We start from the raw sequence: 24,652 nt of genomic DNA on the forward strand, positions 1-24,652 counted from the left end.
TGCGTCCGCTCGGTTTACTTTCCGGTGATTTCGTGAAGCTTGGCGATCAGCTTGTTGGGGGACTTGATGGCGGTTTCCGTGGAGACCTTGACCACTTTCTTCCCCTTGAAACGCTCCTCGTCGGCGATCTTGATATCAATGGCCAGGATGACCACATCCGCCTGCTCGATGTCTTCCGCCGTCAAAGCATTCTCGATACCGATGGTGCCCTGGGTTTCAACCTTGATGTCATCACCCGCGGCCTTGGCCGCATCCTCCAGCTTCTGTTGGGCCAGATACGTGTGTGCAATGCCGATGGTGCATGCAGTCACCCCAACGATCTTCATAGTTGATTGCTCCCTCTTTCTTCTTTTTCCGTATTGGCAATGCCTCATTTGGTCAGGGCCGCTATGACCTGGTCCTGGCTGGTCGCCTGGAGAAGATCACGGACAACGTTGGCCTTGGCGAGCTTGCGTGCGAATTCAGAAAGCAGATGAAGGTGCCGTTTGGAACCCTTATCATCAGCACCGACAGCAAAGAGGACCACCACCTTGGCACCGGTGTCATCCAACGATTCCCACTCGATCTCGTGATCGAGTATGGCGATGGCGACCCCGTTCCTCTTCACGGTGTCACTCCTGCCGTGAGGTATGGCCACGTGCTCGCCGATACCCGTGGCACCCTGGGCTTCGCGCTCACGAATGGCCTTGAGGAACTCATCCACCGAATCTATGTATCCGGCATCATGCAGTCGCTGAGCCAATTCCGCGAATACCTCTTCCTTGGTATCGGCCTTGAGTCCGGTGACCACTGTCCGTGCATCGATCGCCTCACTGAGTGGTGCTGAATCCACAATCATTTCCCTTCTGTCAGTAATATCTGCTGAACATCTGTATCCGTGCCCGACTGAAGCACATTCATGAAGGCCTCATCGGCCATCCGTCGGTAAAGCATCCGCAATCTCAACAGGTCCCTGCCGTCGGGCTTCTCCGGCAGGAGAGTAACCAGAATCCGGTCCACGTCATGCCTACCGTCCCAGTTCAGGATTGGGTCGCACAATTTGATATAGAAAATGAGGCATTCGCTGACCTCGGATAGCTGCGCATGGGGGTTGGCCAGATTGATCCCGACCAGGGTGCTGCCTGCGGCTTCACGGTCCATCAGCCGCTCACGGAGACGGTTCGGCTCCTTGACCAATCCAAGATCGGACAGGTAGCCAATCACCCAATCAAGGAGTTCAAAAACATCGATTGATGTCTTGCCCAGATCAGGCTCCCATTCCATAATCGTTTTCATCGACCAGCCTCCCCGCCGCGAATCTGATCGGCCATACGCTCAAGCCGTTCCTGATCCTCGATGGTCAGCATGGCGCTGACAACCAGCGTGGGCATGGTCAGGCTCTCGGGGAGACCGACAGTCGAGACCACCAGGCCGATTTCAGGGTGCGCGTCCAGCGCGGTGTCGATGTCCTTGATCGCCACCGTCTCCACGATGTTCAGGTCGGAGAACCGACGTTCGATCTTGGAACGGAGCAGCTGTGCCGTGCCCAGGCCTGTGGTGCAGACCAGCAGGATATTGACAGGCGTGCGCAGGTTCTCGACTGCCTGCGCAAAATAGACCGTGATGAACCCGACCTCCTCCTCGTCGATGTGGTTGAGCCCGAAACGATTCTCCAACCCGTTCGTGGCATCCTGGACCGTCTGGAAAAGGTGGGGGTACTCCAGGCGAATCTGCTCCAGCAGGTTGTTGTTGACCTTGATCTTGTTCTGCAGCCGATTCAGGAGGGGCTTCATGTGCTTGGCCAGACCGGAGAATAACTCTCGGCTATCGATATCCCTATAGCGGGGATCTAGCGCCACCTGCCCGATCAGATACTGGGTAGCCGAGCGCACCTCTTCAGGAATCTCAGCCGGGGCCGAAAGGCCACCTTCGATCCTTGAGGAGGTCAGATACTGGTAGAGGTAGTAGATCTCGGCATCTGGAAGGTCGGCGTCCAGGTACATCTTGACGTTTTCAATCACGGACCGGCACACGTCCATGACCTTGGAATGCTCCTCCGGCCCGCCGTAACCCTCCGGACAGGACGTGTCCTCCATCAGGGAACCCACCCTGCGAAAGCGTTCTATGAGTATGTACAGGTGGGTGAAGATGTTAACCCGGTAAGGGTAGGGAATCTCCGCATGGATCAGCTCCTCGATCAGATCAAGTTGCTTGTTGACGAAGGCGGCATCGCGCTGCTCTATGCTCTGGTTTGGCTGCATGAATTGATGGTTAGCCAGGTCGCCCTCATCGACGAAAAGGCTGCTGATGGCCCGCCGGATATCCGCTTCGGCACCCTCGACCCAGACATACCCGCTGACTCGTTCCAGGGACAGACGAAACCTGCCCAGTATCAGGCGCAGCGAGCGCAAGTCGGTGGACATGGAGGAGTCGCCGATATAGTACTTCCCCCACAGCTCGCTCATCCGATACTTCTGTGGTGCCGTGATCAACAGACGCTTGACGATTTCATCGCGACGTTCAATGGATGAAAGATGGCTGACATCGATGTTGGCGTCACCTAAGGCATATCCTACGTCACCGAGGGAAACAGCATCCGGATTGCGCAACCGGTACCCACGACCGCGCTTGGCCTCGATAAGTCCATGCTGACCGCTTTGCTGGTTGATCTGCTGGTTGATCTGTCTGACGGCCCGGGAGATGGTCTTGGTCGATACTTTGAGAGCAGACGAGAGCTCCGATCCACGAACGAAATCGCGACGATTGAGCAAATACCCAATCAGCGACTTCTTGAATCCGGTCTCCATCGCCCAACCTCCTTTACAAGAAAGAGTAAGTTGGTTGAGGTCCACCGAGACTGGTGTGTAATGTTGTCTTAAGTCCGTTGATAGGGGACGTATGAATGCAGACCGCCCCGCCTGCTGTCTCACCAATCAGAACCGGTATGAGCAATACCGCTTCTGAATTTCCATTCCGTGTTTCGGCAGGATGCCGATCACACTTACTGCTACTGTGTGTCCGACCCGATCAACCACCGAAGACCTGCTTGACTCTGGTCTCGCTATCTACGAATCAGAAAACACCTGGGCGGACTACAACCATGTACTTACACTACTCATTACTCAATCATGCTCCGTCAATCAGGGCTTCCCTGATCGGCATGTCACCGCACAGGATGTTGCAGCATGGCCAATGCTCTGTCTGGTATCGATACAATCCACCAGGCACCTGGCCACAACCTGAATCGGTATCTTTCCAGGCCCCGAGTGGGAGAGCTCAATATGCCCCGTACCCTCACCTTTGAGTGGCGTATTTGTGTTGATGCGTGTAAAAAGAAAGGACCCGTGCAGGAGTGTGCCTGCATGGGTCCTTCAATTCCGAGTAGTGGCGGCGGTGTGCTACTCTCCCACACTCTTCCGGGTGCAGTACCATTGCCGTGCTGGGTCTTAGCTTCCGGGTTCGGAATGGGACCGGGCGTCTCCCCCAGGCCATGACCGCCGCGAATCTTCAATTCTGCCAATCCTTCTCGTGAAGGGTTGGGGTTTCCTGGCGGTTTGGGGACCGGATGGCGGACGCGTGTTTCGTGTTCGATCGCCTGTGGCTGTCCGTGCTATTGCCGCAGGCCGTGTACGCAGCAGGGTTGATGCCGCCGCCCCTCACAGGGGGGCGGGTGTTGTGTTGTCTTCGACCATTAGTGCCGGTCGGCTGCGCCCCTTGCGGGGTGTCCACGTCCGGTCTATCGACCATGTGTTCTGCATGGGGTCTACAGAAGCCCGAAGGCTTCATGGAATCCTTATCTTGGAGGGGGCTTCCCGCTTAGATGCTTTCAGCGGTTATCCCATCCGAACGTAGCCAACCGGCCGTGCCGCTGGCGCGACAACCGGCATACCAGAGGTTCGTCCACCCAGGTCCTCTCGTACTATGGGCAGGGCTCCTCAAGATTCCAACGAGCGCAGAGGATAGAGACCAAACTGTCTCACGACGTTCTGAACCCAGCTCGCGTGCCGCTTTAATCGGCGAACGGCCGAACCCTTGGGACCTGCTCCAGCCCCAGGATGCGACGAGCCGACATCGAGGTGCCAAACCATCCCGTCGATATGGACTCTTGGGGATGATCAGCCTGTTATCCCCGGGGTACCTTTTATCCGTTGAGCGATGCCGCGTCCGTACGCCGGCACCGGATCACTATCTCCGACTTTCGTCCCTGCTCGACCCGTCGGTCTCGCAGTCAAGCTCCCTTGTGCGATTGCACTCAACACCCGATTGCCAACCGGGCTGAGGGAACCCTTGGGCGCCTCCGTTACTCTTTGGGAGGCAACCGCCCCAGTTAAACTACCCGCCAGGCACTGTCCCTGGCCGGGATGACCGGCCGAGGTTAGAGGCCAGATGAGGACAGAGCGGTATTTCACATTCCGGCTCCACGGATGCTGGCGCACCCGCTTCGAAGCCTCCCGCCTATGCTACACAGTCCGCACCTAACGCCAATACCAAGGTATAGTAAAGGTCCCGGGGTCTTTTCGTCCTTCTGCGCTTAACGAGCATCTTTACTCGTACTGCAATTTCGCCGAGCTCCTGGTCGAGACAGTGGGGAAGTCGTTACGCCATTCGTGCAGGTCGGAACTTACCCGACAAGGAATTTCGCTACCTTAGGATGGTTATAGTTACCACCGCCGTTTACCGGGGCTTGAATTCACCGCTGCCCCCCCGAAGGGGATGACGGATCCTCTTAACCTTCCGGCACCGGGCAGGCGTCAGTGCATATACAGCGACTTACGTCTTCGCATGCACCTGTGTTTTTGGTAAACAGTCGCTACCCCCTGGTCTGTGCCGCCCCCACCGGCTCCGCGCGCAAGGCGCCTCACCGGCAGGGGCCTCCCTTATACCGAAGGCACGGGAGTGATTTGCCGAGTTCCTTGACCAGGATTCGCTCGATCGCTTTGGTATACTCTACCTGACCACCAGTGTCGGTTTAGGGTACGGGCGGCGCCACTCCTCACGCCGAAGCTTTTCTCGACGGAACGGCACACCGGATTCGGGGCACAAGACCCCCCATCATCACACCTCGCGCTCATGCCGGGCGGATTTGCCTGCCCGACGCGCCGCATGCTTGACCACGGATAACCACCACCGCGGCCCGGCTCCCGTTCCGTGTCACTCCTGCGCTACCCGCCACGCATCCACACGCCGGTCCCATGCCATCGGACGGTCCGAAGACCGCCACCCGACACGGGTAAGGGCACGCTTCCACGTCTTGGATTGGACGGCTTGACGCCGGTAGGAGAATATCGACTCCTTCATCCATTCGACTACGCCTGTCGGCCTCGCCTTAGGACCCGACTCACCCGGGGACGACGAACGTGGCCCCGGAACCCTTGGTCATCCAGCGGACGGGATTCTCACCCGCCTCTCGCTACTCATGTCTGCATTCTCACTTCCACGCGGTCCACGGCCGGCTCACGCCGCCGCTTCGCCCCACGCGGAACGCTCTCCTACCCAGCACAGCAAACTGCGCTGCCGCGTCTTCGGTGGCGTGCTTGAGCCCCGCTACATTATCGGCGCGGAACCACTAGACCAGTGAGCTGTTACGCACTCTTTCAAGGATGGCTGCTTCTGAGCCAACCTCCTGGCTGTCTATGCGACTCCACATCCTTTCCCACTTAGCACGCGCTTAGGGACCTTAGACGACGATCTGGGCTGTCTCCCTCTCGACGACGGAGCTTATCCCCCGCCGACTCACTGCCGCGATACACCTCTCACGTATTCGGAGTTTGGCTGCTGTCGGTACCCGATACGGGCCCTCAAGCATCCAGTAGCTCTACCCCATGGAGGCACTCACGCGACGCTGCACCGAAATGCATTTCGGAGAGAACCAGCTATCACGGAATTTGATTGGCCTTTCACCCCTAGCCCCAGGTCATCGGCCCGGTTTTCAACCCAGGTCCGTTCGGTCCTCCACGCGGTCTTACCCGCGCTTCAACCTGCCCAGGGCTAGATCATCCCGCTTCGGGTCCAGGACACGCGACTGGAACGCCCTTATCGGACTCGCTTTCGCTACGGCTGCCCCACACGGGTTAGCCTCGCCACGCACCACTGACTCGCAGACTCATTTTTCGATAGGCACGCCGTCACCCCGAAAGGCTCCGACGGATTGTAGGCACACGGTTTCAGAAACTCTTTCACTCCCCTCCCGGGGTGCTTTTCACCTTTCCCTCACGGTACTCGTACGCTATCGGTCAGACAGGAATATTCAGGCTTACCCCACGGTCGGGGCCGATTCACACGGGATTCCACGAGTCCCGCGCTACTTGGGAACAAGAACCGGCAGGCAGCGCGCCTTCGGCTACGGGGCCATCACCCTCTACGGCCGGGAATTCAATCCCGTTCGCCTCACACGCCGCTTTATCACTGCCGCCGGGCCCGTCGGAGCCCGGACGCCAAGTCCCACAACACCCATGCCGCAACCCCCGACGGGTCTCACACGGCACCGGTTTGGCCATCATCCGCTTTCGCTCGCCACTACTCACGGAATATCCTTTCCTGCAGGTACTGAGATGTTTCACTTCCCTGCGTACCCCCCGCACGAATGCGGTGCCGACCCATAACAGCCGGCGGGTTACCCCATTCGGACACCCTCGGATCAAAGCCCTGTCGGCGGCTCCCCGAGGCCTATCGCGGCCCCACGCGTCCTTCATCGGTCCTGTCTGCCAAGGCATCCACCATGCGCCCTTGCCGACAACACGACCACAGGCCATGCCACGACAACAACAACTGCGAACTGCCAGACGACAAATCATCACACTAAACGATCACAAAACGATCGACCCGAACCCACCAAGTGGGCCCGGACGAAACAATACAGCAGACAGCCAGCCGGAAAGCCGGCCATCCGCTCGCGTCCACTATCCAGTTCTCAAACCACCAGCGCACCGACGACACCCGACACGGGGCAACACCCCACACGGGAACCGACGGGCGGCGGGAACACCACCCACAAGGGTGGCGGTCCGGGAACCCAACAGCGCATCCATGCCACAGCCCTCCGACCGTTCCACGCCAGCACGCCCACGCCAGCCAGCCAACCGGCCGGCCCGCAGGCACGACCCCCACGCAGACCACGCAGAGGAATTTCATAATCTCCGTAGAAAGGAGGTGATCCAGCCGCACCTTCCGGTACGGCTACCTTGTTACGACTTAGTCCCAATCGCGGACCTCACCTTAGACGGCTCCCCCCCTTGCGGGTTGGGCCACCGGCTTCGGGTGCTGCCCACTTTCATGACTTGACGGGCGGTGTGTACAAGGCCCGGGAACGCATTCACCGCGGCGTTGCTGATCCGCGATTACTAGCGACTCCGCCTTCACGGAGCCGGGTTGCAGGCTCCGATCCGAACTGAGACCGGTTTTCAGGGATCCGCTCCATGTCACCATGTCGCATCCCGTTGTACCGGCCATTGTAGCATGCGTGAAGCCCTGGACGTAAGGGGCATGATGATCTGACGTCATCCCCACCTTCCTCCGGGTTAACCCCGGCGGTCCCCCGTGAGTTCCCACCATAACGTGCTGGCAACACGAGGCGAGGGTTGCGCTCGTTGCGGGACTTGACCCAACATCTCACGACACGAGCTGACGACGACCATGCACCACCTGTGAACCGGCCCCGAAGGGAAGCCGCGTCTCCGCGGCCGTCCGGCACATGTCAAGCCCAGGTAAGGTTCTTCGCGTTGCATCGAATTAATCCGCATGCTCCGCCGCTTGTGCGGGCCCCCGTCAATTTCTTTGAGTTTTAGCCTTGCGGCCGTACTCCCCAGGCGGGATGCTTAACGCGTTAGCTCCGACACGGAACCCGTGGAACGGGCCCCACATCCAGCATCCACCGTTTACGGCGTGGACTACCAGGGTATCTAATCCTGTTCGCTCCCCACGCTTTCGCTCCTCAGCGTCAGTGACGGCCCAGAGACCTGCCTTCGCCATCGGTGTTCTTCCCGATATCTACACATTCCACCGTTACACCGGGAATTCCAGTCTCCCCTACCGCACTCCAGTCCGCCCGTACCCGGCGCCGATCCACCGTTAAGCGATGGACTTTCACACCAGACGCGACGAACCGCCTACGAGCTCTTTACGCCCAATAAATCCGGATAACGCTTGCACCCTACGTATTACCGCGGCTGCTGGCACGTAGTTAGCCGGTGCTTATTCGAAAGGTACACTCACTCTCGCTTGCTCCCAATCAAAAGCGGTTTACAACCCGAAGGCCGTCATCCCGCACGCGGCGTCGCTGCATCAGGCTTTCGCCCATTGTGCAATATTCCCCACTGCTGCCTCCCGTAGGAGTCTGGGCCGTATCTCAGTCCCAATGTGGCCGGTCGCCCTCTCAGGCCGGCTACCCGTCGAAGCCTTGGCAGGCCATCACCCCGCCAACAAGCTGATAGGACGCGACCCCATCCCATGCCGGTAAACCCTTTCCCACACCATCATGCGACAGCGCGGAGCATCCGGCATTACCACCCGTTTCCAGGAGCTATTCCGAAGCATGGGGCAGGTTGGTCACGCATTACTCACCCGTTCGCCACTCTCACCGCCAAGCAAGCTTGACGGATCCCGTTCGACTTGCATGTGTTAAGCACGCCGCCAGCGTTCATCCTGAGCCAGAATCAAACCCTCCACAAAAAAACATGAAGAAGCCGAAACGACTCACATCAATAATTGACGGGCCAGCTTCCATAAGGAGGAAACCAACCCACGAAAAACCCCGACACCCCTCACAACGCTCCCACGTACCCGACAACAGCCGGGCGGGCATCGGACTGGCAATCAAAAAGCTATAAGTAGCACAAACACGCTCTTGAGTTCTCAAACCACCACCACACCAACAGCACCAAACCCTCCAAAGAGAACTCAACACTGCCGGGCAGCAAGAAGTAAACTTACACGAACTTAGGTTGTCCCGCAAATTGGTATACAAAAATATCGGAGGAACCCAATGATTCCGGGGCTTTTACGGCGTGTCGACTTTCATCGACATGTTCCCCGTTTCATCGGCCTTCGCCTATCCAGGAGCCCCGTGCACTCTTCAGCGAGGCTCATACCAATATCTTCAAGGCCTAATGTTAGTAGATTTAGTCGTTCGCAGGAAGTATTTCCACCATGCGGATGAGCGCGTGCGACGAGGCAACCATTGCTTATCAATAGCGTGCTACAGGCAGAGGGATTTAACAGTCGCCGCGAACCGTTCAGGCTCATCCCATTGCGGGCAATGCCTTGACTGGTCAAAGCAGATGAACCGATGCGGGCTCTCCAACCCATCGGCGAACTGCTCAACCAGACTACTCGGCAGATGACGGTCATACCTGCCGCTAATGAAATAGACGGGCGCCCCGAAAGAGGTCCGCCCGCTGAAATCGACCTGCTCCAGCTCAGCATCCAAGCGCGCCCGGGATTGAGCCACCCCCTTGGCTTGGTTAAGCAGACGCGACCAGTTGTAGTACGGCGAGCGCAGGTAGGTCATGATCCGTCCCAGGAATCCGAACAGCATGGCAGCCCCGCCGCGAGACAGCAACTCATCAATCATCAGCACCAAGTCGGCAATCCCGCTCTCCCCGCTGACAATCGAACTGAGCCGGTGGCCTAAATGCTGTTGGGCCCAATTTTGTCTTAACCGAAGAGCGGCATGCATACTGACAACCTGTCCGAGGCCGATGTAGCAGCGGACAAGCGAGGGATAGCGCTTCACCATTTCCAGCCCCAGGACGCTGCCCCAGGAATGACCGATGAGGATCAGGGAATCCTGCCCATAGGCGCGAAGAAGCTTTAGCACGAACTGGTGAACATCTTCGACTATAGAATCGATGGTTACTGCTTCGCCTGGGATAAAAGGATGGTAGGACAACCCACTGCCGCGCTGGTCCAGGTTGATGAAACGGAAATCGCGTTCCAATGCCGCGTTGTACCGCATGGTCAACGGAATGCAAGCATCGCCTGGGCCACCATGCAAATAAAGAATGATAGGAGCACGACGCGGTGCCGGATTCATCGAGAATACCAGGTGCGTGCCATTGATCTGCGTCCTATACAGGCGGGAGCGGCTGGGAACTACCACGGTGCGACCAGTCATGGAATCATTTTATCCATATCTCATCCAGCGTGCGCTGAAATCACCTTTAATGAGATAAAACCCGGCGTATAAGTATATGCACGGTTCGCATATTTCTTGACTCGCGTATCAATATAATTGACTGCTGCTTAAGCATATCTGTAAACCGGCGAATCAATCATCGCAGAAACAGAGCTGGCTTTTCTTCCCTGAAATTGCCTAATCTTCTTTCCCTATCCGATGGTCTTGCAAATAGCTAGCTGCATCCAAATAGTGAGAACGTTATCTAGGTATCAAGAGCACAATATCAAATAGGATGTGTTTTAGGCAATATAGAGCTTTATGATCTACCAGTGTTTGACGATAGAACGTTTTCATAATATGCTGTTTTATGTCGTGTCGATGATGTCACCGGCAAGAATTCAACAAGAGGGACCAGTAATAAAACGAAAGGAGCCTTGTACATATCAGCGCACCCCAGCCGATTATGACCTTGCTCTTGAGAATCAGACGGCCAACGCGTGAACAATGTAGTTCTCGGCATCGCTCAATCGGGTCCTGAACAATCCGAATCGAGCGATTGCTTCGCATTCCGATGAAAGAAACGCATCATGGGAAAATATCAGACACTTATAGCATTAGCGGCGAGCGCGAGCCTGCTGATCGGAACATGCGTTCTGCCAGCGGCCTACGCCGATGAAGCCAAACCAGCACAAGTCCTCAAAGTCGATATGGGCAAGACAACCGGGGACTTCCTCGGCGGAGCCTCAGGAACCCTGTACGGTTTAGGCGACGAAGGATCGCCGACAGATGCCATTCTCGACGGCGCCCGTGTGGAAAATTCTTCACAGAAACCGCCAACGGGCTCCCAACACCCCAGCGGGGACGCCCTGGCCTTGGAGCGCCAGTTCTTTGCCAATGGAGGACGAGAACTGGCCGTATACATGCAGGATTATTACCCAGATTGGTCCTATAACCATGGTTCACGCCCGGGAGATGACCGATCATATGTAACCAATGTGCCTGTCAGCGATCCCAGATATGGCACCTACAGCGATCAGTCCAATGGACGTTGGGATTATAGCGAAGTCGTCGAAATCGTCGTCAATAAGATATTGTCCCAATCAGAGCATCCTGACCAATACACCTTCATCCCCTTCAACGAGCCAGACGGAGGCAACTGGTACTACACGGGCGATGATGCCCAGAACCCGCTGTTCAAAACAACTTTCCTGAACGACTGGGACGCAGACTACCAACTGATACAAACCATCTGGCAACAATACAAAACCGGCGAAAAACCAAGCAAGGTGCACCCCACAGCAGCGCACGCCCGCATAGCCGGCCCTGGGGACTCATCCTTCAGGCAGAATAGATCAGAAGCTTTTCTGCGCCACACCAAGGAAGTGGGAACCCTACCGGATATCTTCGTCTGGCATGAGCTGGGCAAAGAAAGCCTGCAGAACTATCGGACCCACTACGCGAATTACCGTGCTTTGGAACACGACATCGGCGTGCCCGCCAGAAAGATCAACATCACCGAGTACGGAGAGCTACGCGACATGTCCGTACCTGGTCAACTTGTGCAATGGATGAGCATGTTCGAGGACACCAAAGTCCAAGCCGAGACCGCCTACTGGAACTATGCAGGCAACCTATCAGACAATATGGCCAATGCCAATGCTGCCAATGCAGGCTGGTGGCAGTTCAAATGGTATGGAGACCTGAGAGGAGATCAAACTGTTCAGGTGGATTCCGATCACCGCGACAAAATCGACTCGCTCCAAGGCATCGGGGCATTGGATACCGCCAACCATAAGGGAACAGTCTTATACGGAGGCGCCAACGACGAGAACGCCGATCAGGTGAAGAATACCGGAGCCAACATTCCAGTGACCGTGCAACTGACGGGATTAGACAAGGCAGGGTTTGGCTCCACAGTGGATGTCGAAGTGCGCGAGAATGCTTTTACGGGACCAGACGGCATCGCTGCAACCCCCCGCATGGTCAATGCGCTCTCAAATGCTCAGGTACGCAATGGCACACTCGATGTCACCACGACCAGTGTGGACCGGTATGCCTCATATCAACTCGTCGTCACGCCACACCAGGACCGGTCACTTCGCACAGATGACCAATTGGGTCGAAATCTCCAAGTCACAGAAGCTGAACGGACCAAATTATCCGGCGGCGCCCGTGCTTACGACAAAACACCTTCGGGCAATGGGTGGAGCTACTTCATGACGTCCGGCAACGGTGATGTCGGCAACTTCAAGGATGGGGCCACAGCTGACTGGGAAGTCCAAACCCCTGCTGACGGCAAATACAGGCTGCAGGTAATCAGCGGAAACACTGGATTCCCAGGGACTAATAAGGTCAGCGTGGACTCCAAAGCCGTTGGTGAATTAGACTATCACGCCGAACTTGCCATGAAAGATGCTGCGAAATGGCTGTATAGGGGAAGCTCTCAGCTGGAGATGAACCTTACTCAAGGACGACACATCATCAGTATCCATGGATCGACGGCCTTGGATAACACCCTTGACAAGTTCCTCCTTTACAGGATTCCCGAGGATCGCGATGGAACCAGTGATGCCGTAGACTACCCAGCTACGCAATTTCGCCTTGCCGGCGGAGCCTCGCTCGATTTCTCCAATGAAGGCAGTCGCGGGTTCGCCGAACTTCGATCAGGCCATGCTCATGCCTTCATCCACGGCTGGTCCCAGGGATACCACACGATCAAACTCGTCTATCGGGCCGCCAAAGGAACACCGATTGCCCTGAACATGAATGGAAAAATCCTCCCGGGAATCACTGCCGCCTACTCAGGTCTGCAATCGACCAGTCTTGAGGTGGCACTGAGTGAAGGCATCAACAGTCTGGACCTTTCGGGAACAGGCGTGAGTCTACGCGATGTTCAGGTCGCCGCATCCAAGGATCTGCGTCACTCTGCCATCTCCCTTCAGGCAGAGGATCAACAATTGAACGGCGGGGCGAGCGCGATCACTGAGAATTCGTCCAATGCCGAAAACCACCAATACGTGATCGGCCTGGGAAATCAGTTCACCACTGCTGAAAGCGGCCCAGCCGGATACGGCGATCGCACCCGTGTAGTGGTTGAGAATAGCAACAACAGACCAAAGGTGAATACGCACAATCCCGGCATCATGACCATTCCGGCAGGCACGGTTCCTCGTGGGGACTATATGGTGGCCGTCAGATTCTCCAACGATGCCTTCATCGGCAGGCACGACTACAACCCGCAAATCGTGGACCTCGGACTGCAAATCCGCCAGGGGGATGGCCACGGCCCTGAACTTGCCAGAGGTTCGTTTAGGTATACCTATTCCGACAGAAGCTTCTTGAACCGCTCGCTGCAGGTATCCACGAATGGAGGGGCCCTATCACTGGGGAACTGGGATCCGGCTGGAACGGGCAGAGGCGCTGTCTCCTGGGGAGTGGCACCGAATATCGACTCCCTGATTTTCTACCCTGAAATCATCGGGACGCCGACATCCGAAGACCTAGAGTCCCACCCATCAGAACCAGGTTCAGTCACCATCCATGCCCCCGGCCTGGCTCAGGGCCGAATGACACTGCGTAAGGGCCAGAAATTGCAGTTGACCGCCACAGATTCGCAGAGTTCATCTGATGCCGCCATCACCTGGTCCACATCGGATCCACGCATAGCAACGGTAGACCCCCAAGGCATGCTGTCTGCCCTTGAGGTTGGCAACTGCACGATCACAGCAAGTTCCGGAAGTGCCAGCTCGTCCTTCCGTCTTCAGGTGATTCCGGCGACATCCGCAGATGCGTCGACCGCGAACGATTCAAAAGCTAAGCCTAGGTCGAGCGCGAAAGCAGCAGGACAAAAAGGTCAGGAATTCCGACTTTCATCCACGGGGTCTGCAGTTACGCTCATCCTCCTTACAACCATCGTGCTTGTAGGAACTTCCGTTCTGACCTTCATGATGATCCAGCATTCTCACGGCAAACAGTCATGACATACTGTGCATACTGTGAGGCTTGGTCGAATTAACGGCTTTCCTGTGGCCATTCCCCAGTGCGATAGCCACAGGAAGACCGGCATCGCCGGCAGACACACTTACAACCCGACAGAAACGACACGCTTAATTGACTCGATAACGTTTTCAAATTACTCTGTGTTTTTAGGGATTGACCTTCGTGGCCATAGGGATATGAACATTCTCCAAGACCGCAGAGAGGCGATCAGCAAATAAGCAGGGAAGGTTGTTTGCGGTTATCGGTCACCACGATCTCCACCGACACCCGACTTGGCTGTAATCATATGGCAGAGGACATCATGACACATGACTTTCAATGGGGCAATAATCGTCTATCCTTGTTTTTCCATTGGGATGACGACGCTCCAGTCAGCATAGGTCGGATTACGTCGGATGATGTGGACATGAGGATCGACGACAATCTGCCCCTTGTGGAGACCATGGCCGCTGGCTTCGGTCATTGGATTGCCTGCGAAAGGCTGGTCAGTACTTCAATCGGGGCTGGCATGCGATACGTTTCTCATCATTCTGACAAATCTGAAAACGGTATCAATTCGTTACACGTACGAATGAAGAACCGTACCGCCGGTCTTCAAGCTGACGTGACCTATCAACTTCCTACGAATCAGACCATGTTCCGGACCTTTGTAACAGTGACCAACATCGGAAACCGCCCGATCAGCCTCGAATCAGTCACCAGCTGGGTCAGTCTGTTCGGATCCACGCCCGGAGGGCAGCAAGATGCAAGCGGCTGGAAACTTCTTCACGGCGCTTTCGCCTGGTTGGGCGAAAACCGCTGGCGCTCTGAAAATACCGAGGATCTCTTCCCTCAGCTCTCTCAGGAGCTGACCGGAAACAATCCACGCAACGAGTACAAGGCAATCTCCACAGGCACCTGGTCAACTGGTCGCCAGGCTCCGCTCGCGGTCCTATGCAACAAGAGCCATACAGCCACTTGGATTTTCCAAGTCGAGCACAACGGAGCTTGGCGATGGGAGGTCGGCGACTATACCGTCGATGGATACATGGCTTTATCCGGACCCACAAACGAAGATCACTCCTGGTCAAAATGCCTTGCGCCGGGACAAAGTTTTACGTCCGTGCCGGCATCGGTCACTCTGGCCTCTTCCTTTCAATCGGCCTACGATTCCCTGATCGCTTATCGGCGGACTTTCGGCACGCACGTGGCCAAGGACCAACATCCACTAGTGGTTTTCAACGACTACATGAATACCATCAACGGTGACCCGACCACAGAGAAGCTGCTTCCACTGATCGACAGCGCAGCTGAAGTGGGCGCCCAAGTCTTCTGCATCGACTGCGGCTGGTATGACGATTCCGGCGATTGGTGGCCTTCGGTGGGCGAATGGAAACCCTCCACGACGCGCTTTCCAGGGGGATTCGCCGAGGTGATTGATGCCATCGTCTCGCGCGGCATGGTTCCCGGCCTGTGGATGGAACCCGAGGTCGTGGGCGTGCGTAGCCCTATCGCCGCCGCACTGCCAAACGCGGCCTTCTTCCAACGCAATGGTCGACGTGTGGTCGAACAGGACCGTTATCTACTCGACTTTCGAGCTGATGAGGCTCGCAAGTACATGGACTCGGTAATTGACAGGCTTATCGGCGAATTTGGCATCGGCTACTTTAAGTTCGACTACAACGTCTCTCCCGGAGCAGGCACCGACAATCAAGCCGATAGCCTGGGAGATGGACTTCTAGGCCACAACCGGGCCTACTGTGACTGGTTGGATGCCTTACATAAGCGTTACCCAGACCTGATTCTTGAGAACTGCTCCTCGGGCGGCATGCGCGAAGACTTCATGCAGACCAGTCACTTCCGCGTCCAATCAACTTCGGATCAGCAGGATTATCGTCTCTATCCACCGATCGCGGCATCCTCACCCATGATGACCGTGCCGGAGCAAACGGCCAACTGGGCCTATCCACAAGCTTCCATGAGTCTGGAGGAGATCACCTTCAACCTGAACACCAGCATGCTGGGCAGATTGTTCATTTCGGGCTTTCTCAATGCCATGGGTGAGGACCAGCGCAACCTGATCGCCCAGGCCGTACAGACCTACAAGCTTCATATACAGCCCATCGTTTCCAGAGCTGTTCCTTTTTGGCCCATGGGACTGCCCGGATGGACAGACAAGGCATTGGCCCTCGGTCTTCGCTATGACCAGAGCGCACTGGTGACGGTGTGGGCTCGAGACCCCGCCGGCAAAGAAAGCAATGTGGTTCTATCCTTGCCTGATTTCGCCGACTCAGCCGTTGATGTTCATACCATCTTCCCCACAGGCGAACGCTTCGCACCATGGAAAATCCTTTGGGACCCGAACAATGCCAAGCTGCGTTTGCAAGCGCCAGAGCGTCGATTCACGTCCCGAACCATATTGATCACGAGAAAGGAGGCCCAAGGTCAAAGTCGTCTTTAAGGAATTACCGGCAGGCGTCGACACCTACAAACCGGGGGGTTCCGAGTAGCCATTCATGATGGGCAGAAGGTTCTACGAAGGATCGTGGAACATAGGAAAGGAATTTCAATGAAGATATTCAACACAACACGAGTCGGAGCGGCCATCGCCCTGACGGGTGCAATGGTTTTCTCTCTGGTCGGGTGCTCGAATCCCTCGACTGGCAGCAGTGACAGTGCCGATACAAGCTCTAAGGATTACTGGCCATCGGCAACGCAGAAACTCGACGGGGTTCAGCTGAAAATGTGGGTGGCTCAGAACTCCAACAAGATTCCGCTGAAGGTGGTCTCGAACTTCGAGAAGGCTACGGGTGCCAAAATCGATGTCCAGACCATCCCTGATCCGTACGAGCAGAATGTCCAGACGAAGATCACGACTGGAGATACACCCGACCTGGCCTTCTGGCAGCCCACCAAGTCCATGCTGGCTGGTTTTATCGCCCAAGATAAGCTGCAAAAGCTCGATAATGCACCTTGGGTGAAGAACTACACCCAAGGCATCGCCGATGCAGGTGGCGTGGTGGACGGCACTCGTTATGCGGCTCTTTTCTCCACCCCACCGGTTGAGGGCGTCTTCTACAACAAGGAAGTCTTCAAGAAGGCCGGCATCACCGAGACACCTAAAAACTGGAACGATCTAGTCGAGACTGCCAAGAAGATCAAAGCGGCCAATGTCCCCGGCGTGAACTCCCCCCTGTTCGAAATGGCAGGCTCACAATGGGGTACCCAGTACGCGGTATCCGTCCAACTGGCCGAGGCGGCTCAGAACGGCCTCTGGGACCGCATCAATACCGGAAAAGAGAAGTTCACCGACAAGACTGTTCAGACCGCAGTCGACAACTACAAGCAGCTCTTCGATGAGGGCCTCTATAACAAGGACGCAGGATCAGCCAAGGACACCGACCAGGCTGCAGCGCTCTGGGACGGCAAGACCGGAATGATCATCCAGGTCAATTCGCTGTTCAACGCCGTGGCTGCTCTGGCCAAGAATGATAAACAGGCCTTGGACGAAAGAATCGGATTCTTCCCCATTTCCAAGGATGGGAATGTCGGAACCATCATCCCCGAACAGAACAACGCGCTGGTGGCCTTCAAGAGCAAAGACAGCAAGAAGGAGGCCGCCGCTCGTCAGTTCATTAATTACTGGATGAGCACCGGATACGCAGACTTCGTCAAAGACCAGAAGATCATCTCCGTACTGAAGGGGGTTAAGTCTCCTAATTCGGTTCCTCAAGCCTTGATTGATTCCGCAGCTGCGATCAAGACCGGCGTAGGCTCCATGCAGTCTCTGGCCATAGCCAATCCTGACCTTTACATCAATTTGGCCGATATGGTCAACGGCACGAAGTCGCCCCAGGATGTGACCAAGGCGACCCAGGACCAGTTCGCTCAATTGGCTAAAGCACAGGGGGCCAAGAACTTCTAAAGGCTCCTGTCTTTGTCCTGCTTCCGGCAGCTGCCAGCACCAAGGCAACAGCCGGAAGCGGTCATAATGCACGACATCGGATGGGCATCAGGGCCGGCGCTCCTGATCCTGATGCCCATCTCATGGAAGGAAAAGCAGATAAGTATGGTAAACCATGCAACCGAGGGGGTCACACCTCACGGAGGGCGAAGAAGGAACAGATCGATCACCCCCGTCAATCCCATCAAAACGCTTATGAAGCAGAACTACCCGCTGCAATTCGTCATTCCGGCATTTGTGGTTCTGCTGATCTTCTTCTTCATTCCGACGATCATGAATTTCATCTACGCCTTCACCAACTGGTCGGCCTTTGGCAAGACGATTGATTTCAACGGGGTACGTAATTTCGTCGATCTGTTCCGCTCGGGCACCTTGATGCGAGACCTGCGCATCACCCTGGTCTACGCCATTCTCGTAGCTATATTCCAGAACACCTTCGGGTTGATCCTGGCGGTCTTTCTCGAAGAAGACACCCGCCTCAACAGGTTTGCTCGTGTCATGTTCTTCGTTCCAGTCATCATGTCGGCCCTGGCGGTCGGCTACATATGGCAGGCAGTGCTCAAATCTGACGGCGCCCTCAATCAGATACTCTCCTTCTTCCTGGGACGGACAATCGACCTGGCTTGGCTGGGTAACACCACATGGACCATCGTTCTTGTCGCAGCAATCCACGGATGGAAATGGATGGGCTTGTCCATGCTGATCTTCCTGGCCGGACTCAAGACCATCGATTCGGACGTTCTGGAAGCTGCAAGCATTGATGGCGCCAGCAAAAGCCAGATATTCTGGAAGATCAAGTTCCCGCTGCTGGCTCCGGCATTTACTTTCAATGTCGCCACATCACTCCTGGGCTCCATGAACGGCTTTGACATTGTCCAAGCGACTACAGCAGGAGGACCTGGCGGATCTACGGAAATACTGAACATCTTTATTTGGAGAACCTTCGGTCAGGGACTCTACTCGCAGTCGACAACCATGAGCCTGGTTCTGTTTGTCATGGTGATGATCATCGCCATCCCCCTGATCATCTACCTGCGGAGAAGAGAGGCAAAGATCCTATGACATCGGCAACCTACACGCCAGATACGGCCACCCAGGCCCAAAGCAACACAACCATGAACAAGCGATCCAAAGCCGGCACCATCGTCCATGCAGTACTGGTGGTTCTGGTCATGCTGATACTCTTGGGTGTCCCTTTCTGGCTTCTCATTGTTACAGCCGGCAAAAGCCAGGCCGAGGCGATCCGCCCCACGATGAGCCTGCCCAGCCATTGGCAGCTTTTGCAGAACTTCTCGACTGTCATCACCGATGGCAAAATGATCAAGGCTTTCTTCGGATCGGTGATCGTAACGGTGCCCTCGGTCTTCCTGGCTCTCTTGCTGGGCTCCATGGCATCCTGGGTACTTGCCCGTCGAGCCACCAAGCCAATGACGGTGGTGTATGCCCTTTCCATCTCTGGCCTTGTCCTGCCGCCGGCAGTGGTGACCGTTATGATGCTGCTCAAGATCATCGGCCTATCAGGAACAGCTCTGGGAATGATCGGAGTCTACGTCGGAATCTACCTGTCTACGGTCATCTTCTTCGTCACTGGATTCATCCGGACGATACCGATCTCTCTTGAAGAGGCCGCACGCATGGACGGGGCCAGTCCTATGCGGATATTCTTCACGATCATCCTCCCCCTCCTGGGACCGACGCTCGCCACGGCAACCATTCTGGTCACCCTCTACATCTGGAACGACGTCTTCTACTCGCTCTTCATACTGTCCGGCAAGATGGATCTGCTGCCGCTGAACCTTTACAACGTTGCCTCTGCAGGTCTGTACTTGAACAACTGGCATCTGATCTTCGCCTACATCATTCTGATGAGCCTGCCGCTGTTGATCATCTTCGCACTGGCACAGCGTAAGATCATCTCGGGCATCACTGGTGGAGCAGTAAAGTAGTCCAAAACAAGAGGTCGGACACTGGCGGCAAGGCATCAGCATGACGCCGTCTGCGTTCGACCTCCTCATGTACTATGAAGTGGCCGGAAACTGCTCGGCAGTGGAGGTCGGCCAAAAGGACGGACGAACAGATGCCGGTCCGTCAGTCTGATTCTGCGGGTATGTATTAATCCCATCCGATGGTCAGGCATAAGGCGGCATATGGGTATGGGAGTTGCTATGGCTAGGACAGTCGATCACAATAAACCGGCATCAATCAAAGATGTTGCTGTCCTGGCCCAGGTTTCGGTTCCTACTGTGTCCCGGTACCTCAACAGCCCAGAACGGGTCAGCAAGGAAAAACGCGACAGAATCGCCAAGGCAGTGAAGCTCCTGCGCTACCGCCCCAACCCCATTGCTAGAGCCTTGGTCAAGGAACGGACCAAAACCATCGCTGTTCTATCGACGAATACCACTCTGTTCGGTCAATCGCAGACCATTTTCGGCATTGAGGAAAGAGCGCAAAAGGCTGGATACACACTGAATATCGGAGTTCTGAGCCCAGAGGCGGGCGAGCAGTCGCGCCAGCGCATCCAATCGATTCTGGATCAGAATCCGGCAGGCATCGTGCTCCTTGATTACGATCAGGTTAGCGACGATGCCTTCGCCTACGTGAACAAGGATCTGCCCATCATCCTCATTGCCGGCAACCGGAAATCGGATGTCACTCAAATTTCCATGCAGGAGCGCGACGGAGGGTATGCGGTAACCTCCTATCTGTTGGGGTTGGGACATAAAACCGTGTATCACGTCAGCATTCCCGGCGGTGCTGGCGGGTACAGCCGCCTAGCCGGTTGGAGATCCGCCTGTGAAGATGCCGGGGTGCCGGCGCCAGCACCCATAAAGGCTGATTGGGATCCTGAGTCCGGCAAGCGCATAGGGTCAGCCTTGGGACGAAAACCTGAGGTCACCGCCATTTTCGCCGGCAATGACGAGATCGGCATGGGCATCATCCGAGGCCTCAACGATGTGGGCCGAAGAGTGCCCGAAGATGTATCAGTAGCAGGCTTTGACGATCACCCCATTGCCAAGATCTGGAATCCCTCACTGACGACGATCCATCAGGATTTCTTCAAGGCCGGAGAAAAGGCCTTCGACCTATTGAAAACAGAAATTGATGACATCGATCAAGGGCGGGGCAGGACCGATGACTGGAACAAGCTAGTGGAGCTGCCAGGCCACCTGATCGAACGAGAGTCGACCGGAGTTCCTAGATCGTAGTAACACGAGGTATGGGAATCCGTTCCCATACCACCTGCAAATACACGCCGCAAAACAAGTCAGGTTATGCGGCAAATTCGACAGTTCGCGCATGTACAGCCACAGAAACACGTCATAAATGATTAACTGAAATCGTGGCATAAAGGCGTGTCGATGCAGCTGAAGGTCGCTCGCCCACCCAGGAGGCGGATCACAGTTCAAGCGCTCCGTCTACTTCGTGACCGGCCCATAGTCGTGACCGGGTGAAGCTTCGGCAGAGAACAGAGGAAAGTAGCGAACATGTTCAGTGTCAATCTGAGCGATGTGGTCGCCGTACTCAAGTCGCTGATACCCCAGCTGGTGGTCATCGGCGTCTTTCTGGTACTGGCCCTGCTGATCACGATCGCCGTGAACAAGCACACAGTCAAAAACGTAGCCAACCGAAAGATGATCCACTCCCAGTCCTGGCTGGTGGCCTTCGTGGCTGTCGTCGCAGCCCTGGCAACCATGCTCCTGGGACCCTTGTCCAACCTGATCACCAAGTCCACCAGCAAGCACGAGCTGCAGCCAGCGACCGTTACCGCAGCCCGGAACCTGGCCAAGGACATCCAGCGTGAGTCCGTCACCATGCTGCAGAATTCGGATGGGACACTCCCCCTGAAGTCCGACAAGGTCAATGTCTTCGGCTGGGCCTCGACCAACCCCGTCTACGGCGGCACAGGTTCCGGCTCCATGTCGGCAGACAACCCTACAACCAGCCTGCTTGACGGCATCTCCTCAGCCGGTCTAAAGACCAACAAAGAGCTGAGCGACTTCTATACCAAGTACCGTGCAGACCGCCCCAAGGTCGAAATGTTCGCCCAGGACTGGACCCTGCCCGAGCCCACGGCAGACAAGTACACCAGCAAGCTCATGGATGACGCCAAGCAGTTCTCCGACACCGCTGTGGTGGTCATCGGTCGAGTGGGCGGCGAGGGCGCCGACCTGCCGAAGGACATGAAGGCCAAGGACATCACCTATCACGACAATGACAAGGCCAATCCGGACTTCAAGCAGGGCCAGAGCTTCCTGGAGCTGTCCAAGCCCGAGAGCGACATGATCGCCAAGGTCACCAGCTCCTTCGACAAGGTGGTCCTGGTCTACAACGGCGCCAACACCTTCAACCTGAACTTCGTGGGTCAATATCCGCAGATCAAGTCCGTCCTCTGGTGCCCGCCCCCGGGGCAGGCCGGTTTCACCGCCCTGGGCGAGGTCCTGAAAGGCAAGGTCAACCCTTCGGGCAAGACCTCTGACACCTTCGTGCGCGACCTGACCAAGACGCCGACCTACAACAACTTCGGCTCATTCACCTACACCAATATGGACGACCACAAGGCCACCTTCACCGGATTCACCGGCAAGCCCGAAACCAGTACGCCTACCTTCGTGGACTACAACGAGGGCATTTACGTGGGCTACCGCTTCTGGGAGACTGCGGCCAAGGAAGGCCTGATCAACTACAACCAGATGGTCCAATACCCCTTCGGATACGGCCTGTCATACACCACCTTCAGCCAGAAGATGGGACCGATCCATCATGCTGATGGGAAGATCTCCTTTGATGTGACCGTCACCAACACCGGCGCCAAGGCCGGCCGCGACACGGTCCAGACCTACTTCGATCCCCCCTATACCAATGGGGGCATAGAGAAGGCCAGCGCCAACCTGGTCTCCTTCAAGAAGACCAATATCCTGGATCCCGGCAAGAGCCAGACCATCCCCGTGAGCTTCAAGGACGAGGACATGGCCTCCTATGATGCCGACCATGCCAAGGCCTACGTGCTGGATCAGGGCGACTACGGCATCTCCATCCGTTCCGACTCCCACCGTCCGATCCAATCCGACACGGTCAACATTGCCCATACGGTCACCTATGACAAGAGCAATCCCCGCTCCGTCGACAAGGTCGCGGCCACCAACAGGTTCGACGATGCCAAGGGCACGGTGACCTATCTGTCCCGGGCCAACCACTTCGCCAACTATGCGGATGCTGTGGCGGCACCCAAGAGCACCGAGATGCCCGAGGAGGCCAAGGCCCACTTCTATAACAACGACAACTATGATCCCAAGAAGTTTGACAAAGACAGCGACAAGATGCCCACGACAGGTGCCAAGAACAATGTCAGGCTCTACCAGCTGCGCGACAAGAAGTACGACGACCCCATGTGGGACAAGCTGCTGGATCAGCTCAGCGTCAAGGACATGGACAGCCTGATCGCCATGAGTGGCTATGGCACCCAGGCTGTCAAGGGCATCGGCAAGATCGAACTCACCGATGCCGATGGCCCCGCTGCCCTGAACAACAACTTCACCAAGGTTGGTTCCCTGGGCTTCCCCTCATCCACCTCCATAGCCTGCACCTGGAACCCCGGTCTAGCCACCCGCTACGGCGAGATGATCGGCACCATGGCCCATGACATGGATGTCTCCGGCTGGTACGCGCCGGCCTTCAACATCCACCGCAGTGCCTTCTCCGGACGTAACTTCGAGTACTTCTCCGAAGACCCCGAGATCAATGCGGTCATGGGGTCCAACGAGGTCGCAGCGGCCCGGTCCAAGGGCGTCTACGCCTTCATGAAGCACTTCGCCATGAACGACCAGGAGACCAACCGTACCAACATGCTGGCTACCTGGGCCAACGAGCAGACCATCCGCGAGATCTACCTGAAGCCATTCCAGGCTGCTGTGGTCAAGGGTGGCGCCCAGGCTGCCATGAGCTCATTCAACTACGTCGGCACCACCTACGTGGCCGCCTATGCGCCGCTGATGCAGGATGTGCTGCGCGGTGAGTGGGGCTTCCGCGGCATGGTCCTGACCGACTACTTCGGCGTCTATGGTTATCAGAACGCCGACCAGTTGATCCGCAACGGGAACGACGCCATGCTGGCCACCACCGAGGTGACCAACCACGTCAAGGACAAGAGCGCCACCTCGGTCAAGGCCATGCGCCAAGCCAGCCACAACATCCTCTATACGGTCGTGCATGGATACAAGTACGCCAATGGCGACCCCAAGGTGCAGACCCCTGCCTGGCAAATTGCCCTCTATGTGGCACTGGTTGTGCTGGCCCTGATCTTCCTGGCTCTGGAGTACCTGGCCTTCAGAAGGTTCAAGGCACGTCGCAGCGCTGTGGATGTGGGCACTCTGAGCGATCTGGCGGATGACGCCCGGCAGACCCGCGCCCAGGATCCGGCCAGCATGGAGACCACACCGTCTGAGGACAGCTCCGACCAAGGGCCGACGGCCTGATCCTCCATCTGAAGCTGATCCGTTCCCCGGCGTACGGACTTATGCACCGTCCGCCGGGGAACGGATCAGCACACCTGTTGGTATATAGGCAACATTCATGCCAGGAAAACGACAGGTTATGCAACCCACTCGTATAGGCCTCGA

13 protein-coding genes and 3 rRNA genes are annotated in these 24,652 nt (G+C 56.4%); 7 read left to right on the forward strand and 9 right to left on the reverse strand.

Annotation, left to right across the window (positions count from 1 at the left end; all coding sequences use genetic code 11):
• Positions 1 to 14 precede the first annotated feature (14 nt).
• The 8 genes from J3T93_RS05975 to J3T93_RS06010 all read right to left on the reverse strand — a co-directional run bounded on the left by J3T93_RS05975 (position 15) and on the right by J3T93_RS06010 (position 10,090).
• The gene (locus tag J3T93_RS05975; RefSeq protein WP_267430935.1) at positions 15 to 326 is read right to left on the reverse strand and encodes a PTS fructose transporter subunit IIB; all 312 of its coding nucleotides are present in this window, start codon (positions 324 to 326) and stop codon (positions 15 to 17) included.
• Positions 327 to 370: 44 nt separating this feature from the next.
• Entirely contained in the window at positions 371 to 838 is a 468-nt protein-coding gene (locus J3T93_RS05980; protein WP_267430936.1) for a PTS sugar transporter subunit IIA, read from the reverse strand.
• On the reverse strand, positions 835 to 1,275 hold the full coding sequence (locus tag J3T93_RS05985) for a PTS sugar transporter subunit IIA (RefSeq protein ID WP_267430937.1): 441 nt from the start codon (positions 1,273 to 1,275) through the stop codon (positions 835 to 837). Before J3T93_RS05985 ends, J3T93_RS05980 begins: the two co-directional genes overlap by 4 nt.
• Positions 1,272 to 2,786 carry a BglG family transcription antiterminator gene (locus J3T93_RS05990; protein ID WP_267430938.1) on the reverse strand — a complete coding sequence of 505 codons (1,515 nt, stop codon included), beginning with the start codon at positions 2,784 to 2,786 and terminating at the stop codon, positions 1,272 to 1,274. The genes J3T93_RS05985 and J3T93_RS05990 overlap by 4 nt, the downstream gene beginning before the upstream one ends.
• A gap of 578 nt (positions 2,787 to 3,364) precedes the next feature.
• Positions 3,365 to 3,481, reverse strand: a 5S ribosomal RNA gene (gene rrf, locus J3T93_RS05995).
• 170 nt (positions 3,482 to 3,651) lie between these two features.
• Positions 3,652 to 6,719, reverse strand: a 23S ribosomal RNA gene (locus tag J3T93_RS06000).
• Between the two features lie 402 nt (positions 6,720 to 7,121).
• Positions 7,122 to 8,646 (reverse strand): 16S ribosomal RNA (locus tag J3T93_RS06005).
• Together the 16S, 23S and 5S rRNA genes form the textbook arrangement of a ribosomal RNA operon.
• Positions 8,647 to 9,172: 526 nt before the next feature.
• Complete coding sequence (locus J3T93_RS06010; protein WP_324123868.1) at positions 9,173 to 10,090, reverse strand: alpha/beta hydrolase; 918 nt, start codon at positions 10,088 to 10,090, stop codon at positions 9,173 to 9,175.
• Positions 10,091 to 10,680: 590 nt separating this feature from the next.
• Here J3T93_RS06010 and J3T93_RS06015 point away from each other — a divergent pair.
• Positions 10,681 to 14,073: an Ig-like domain-containing protein gene (locus J3T93_RS06015; RefSeq protein WP_267430939.1), complete on the forward strand. Its 3,393-nt coding sequence runs from the start codon at positions 10,681 to 10,683 to the stop codon at positions 14,071 to 14,073.
• Between the two features lie 353 nt (positions 14,074 to 14,426).
• Here the strand turns inward: J3T93_RS06015 and J3T93_RS06020 are convergent, their stop codons facing one another.
• Positions 14,427 to 14,555 carry a hypothetical protein gene (locus J3T93_RS06020; protein WP_267430940.1) on the reverse strand — a complete coding sequence of 43 codons (129 nt, stop codon included), beginning with the start codon at positions 14,553 to 14,555 and terminating at the stop codon, positions 14,427 to 14,429.
• A 171-nt stretch (positions 14,556 to 14,726) separates the two neighbouring features.
• On the opposite strand from J3T93_RS06020, the gene J3T93_RS06025 reads away from it, so the two are divergent.
• From J3T93_RS06025 to J3T93_RS06050, 6 genes are all read left to right on the forward strand, one after another.
• Positions 14,727 to 16,532, forward strand: a complete 1,806-nt coding sequence (locus J3T93_RS06025) for a glycoside hydrolase family 36 protein (protein ID WP_267400924.1) — start codon at positions 14,727 to 14,729, stop codon at positions 16,530 to 16,532.
• Positions 16,533 to 16,640: 108 nt separating this feature from the next.
• Positions 16,641 to 17,996, forward strand: a complete 1,356-nt coding sequence (locus tag J3T93_RS06030) for an ABC transporter substrate-binding protein (protein WP_121914843.1) — start codon at positions 16,641 to 16,643, stop codon at positions 17,994 to 17,996.
• 234 nt (positions 17,997 to 18,230) lie between these two features.
• Positions 18,231 to 19,097 carry a carbohydrate ABC transporter permease gene (locus J3T93_RS06035; protein ID WP_121914844.1) on the forward strand — a complete coding sequence of 289 codons (867 nt, stop codon included), beginning with the start codon at positions 18,231 to 18,233 and terminating at the stop codon, positions 19,095 to 19,097.
• A complete protein-coding gene (locus tag J3T93_RS06040) occupies positions 19,094 to 19,981 on the forward strand; it encodes a carbohydrate ABC transporter permease (protein ID WP_051354109.1) in 888 nt (295 codons plus the stop codon). The genes J3T93_RS06035 and J3T93_RS06040 overlap by 4 nt, the downstream gene beginning before the upstream one ends.
• Positions 19,982 to 20,200: 219 nt before the next feature.
• Positions 20,201 to 21,241 (forward strand): LacI family DNA-binding transcriptional regulator, encoded by a 1,041-nt coding sequence (locus J3T93_RS06045; RefSeq protein WP_267400921.1) that lies wholly within the window; start codon positions 20,201 to 20,203, stop codon positions 21,239 to 21,241.
• Between the two features lie 279 nt (positions 21,242 to 21,520).
• Positions 21,521 to 24,508: a glycoside hydrolase family 3 C-terminal domain-containing protein gene (locus J3T93_RS06050; protein ID WP_267430942.1), complete on the forward strand. Its 2,988-nt coding sequence runs from the start codon at positions 21,521 to 21,523 to the stop codon at positions 24,506 to 24,508.
• The last annotated feature ends 144 nt before the right edge of the window (positions 24,509 to 24,652 follow it).

The sequence above is a fragment of the Bifidobacterium sp. B4111 genome (genome assembly GCF_026537235.1).
In the GTDB taxonomy this organism is placed as follows: domain Bacteria; phylum Actinomycetota; class Actinomycetes; order Actinomycetales; family Bifidobacteriaceae; genus Bombiscardovia.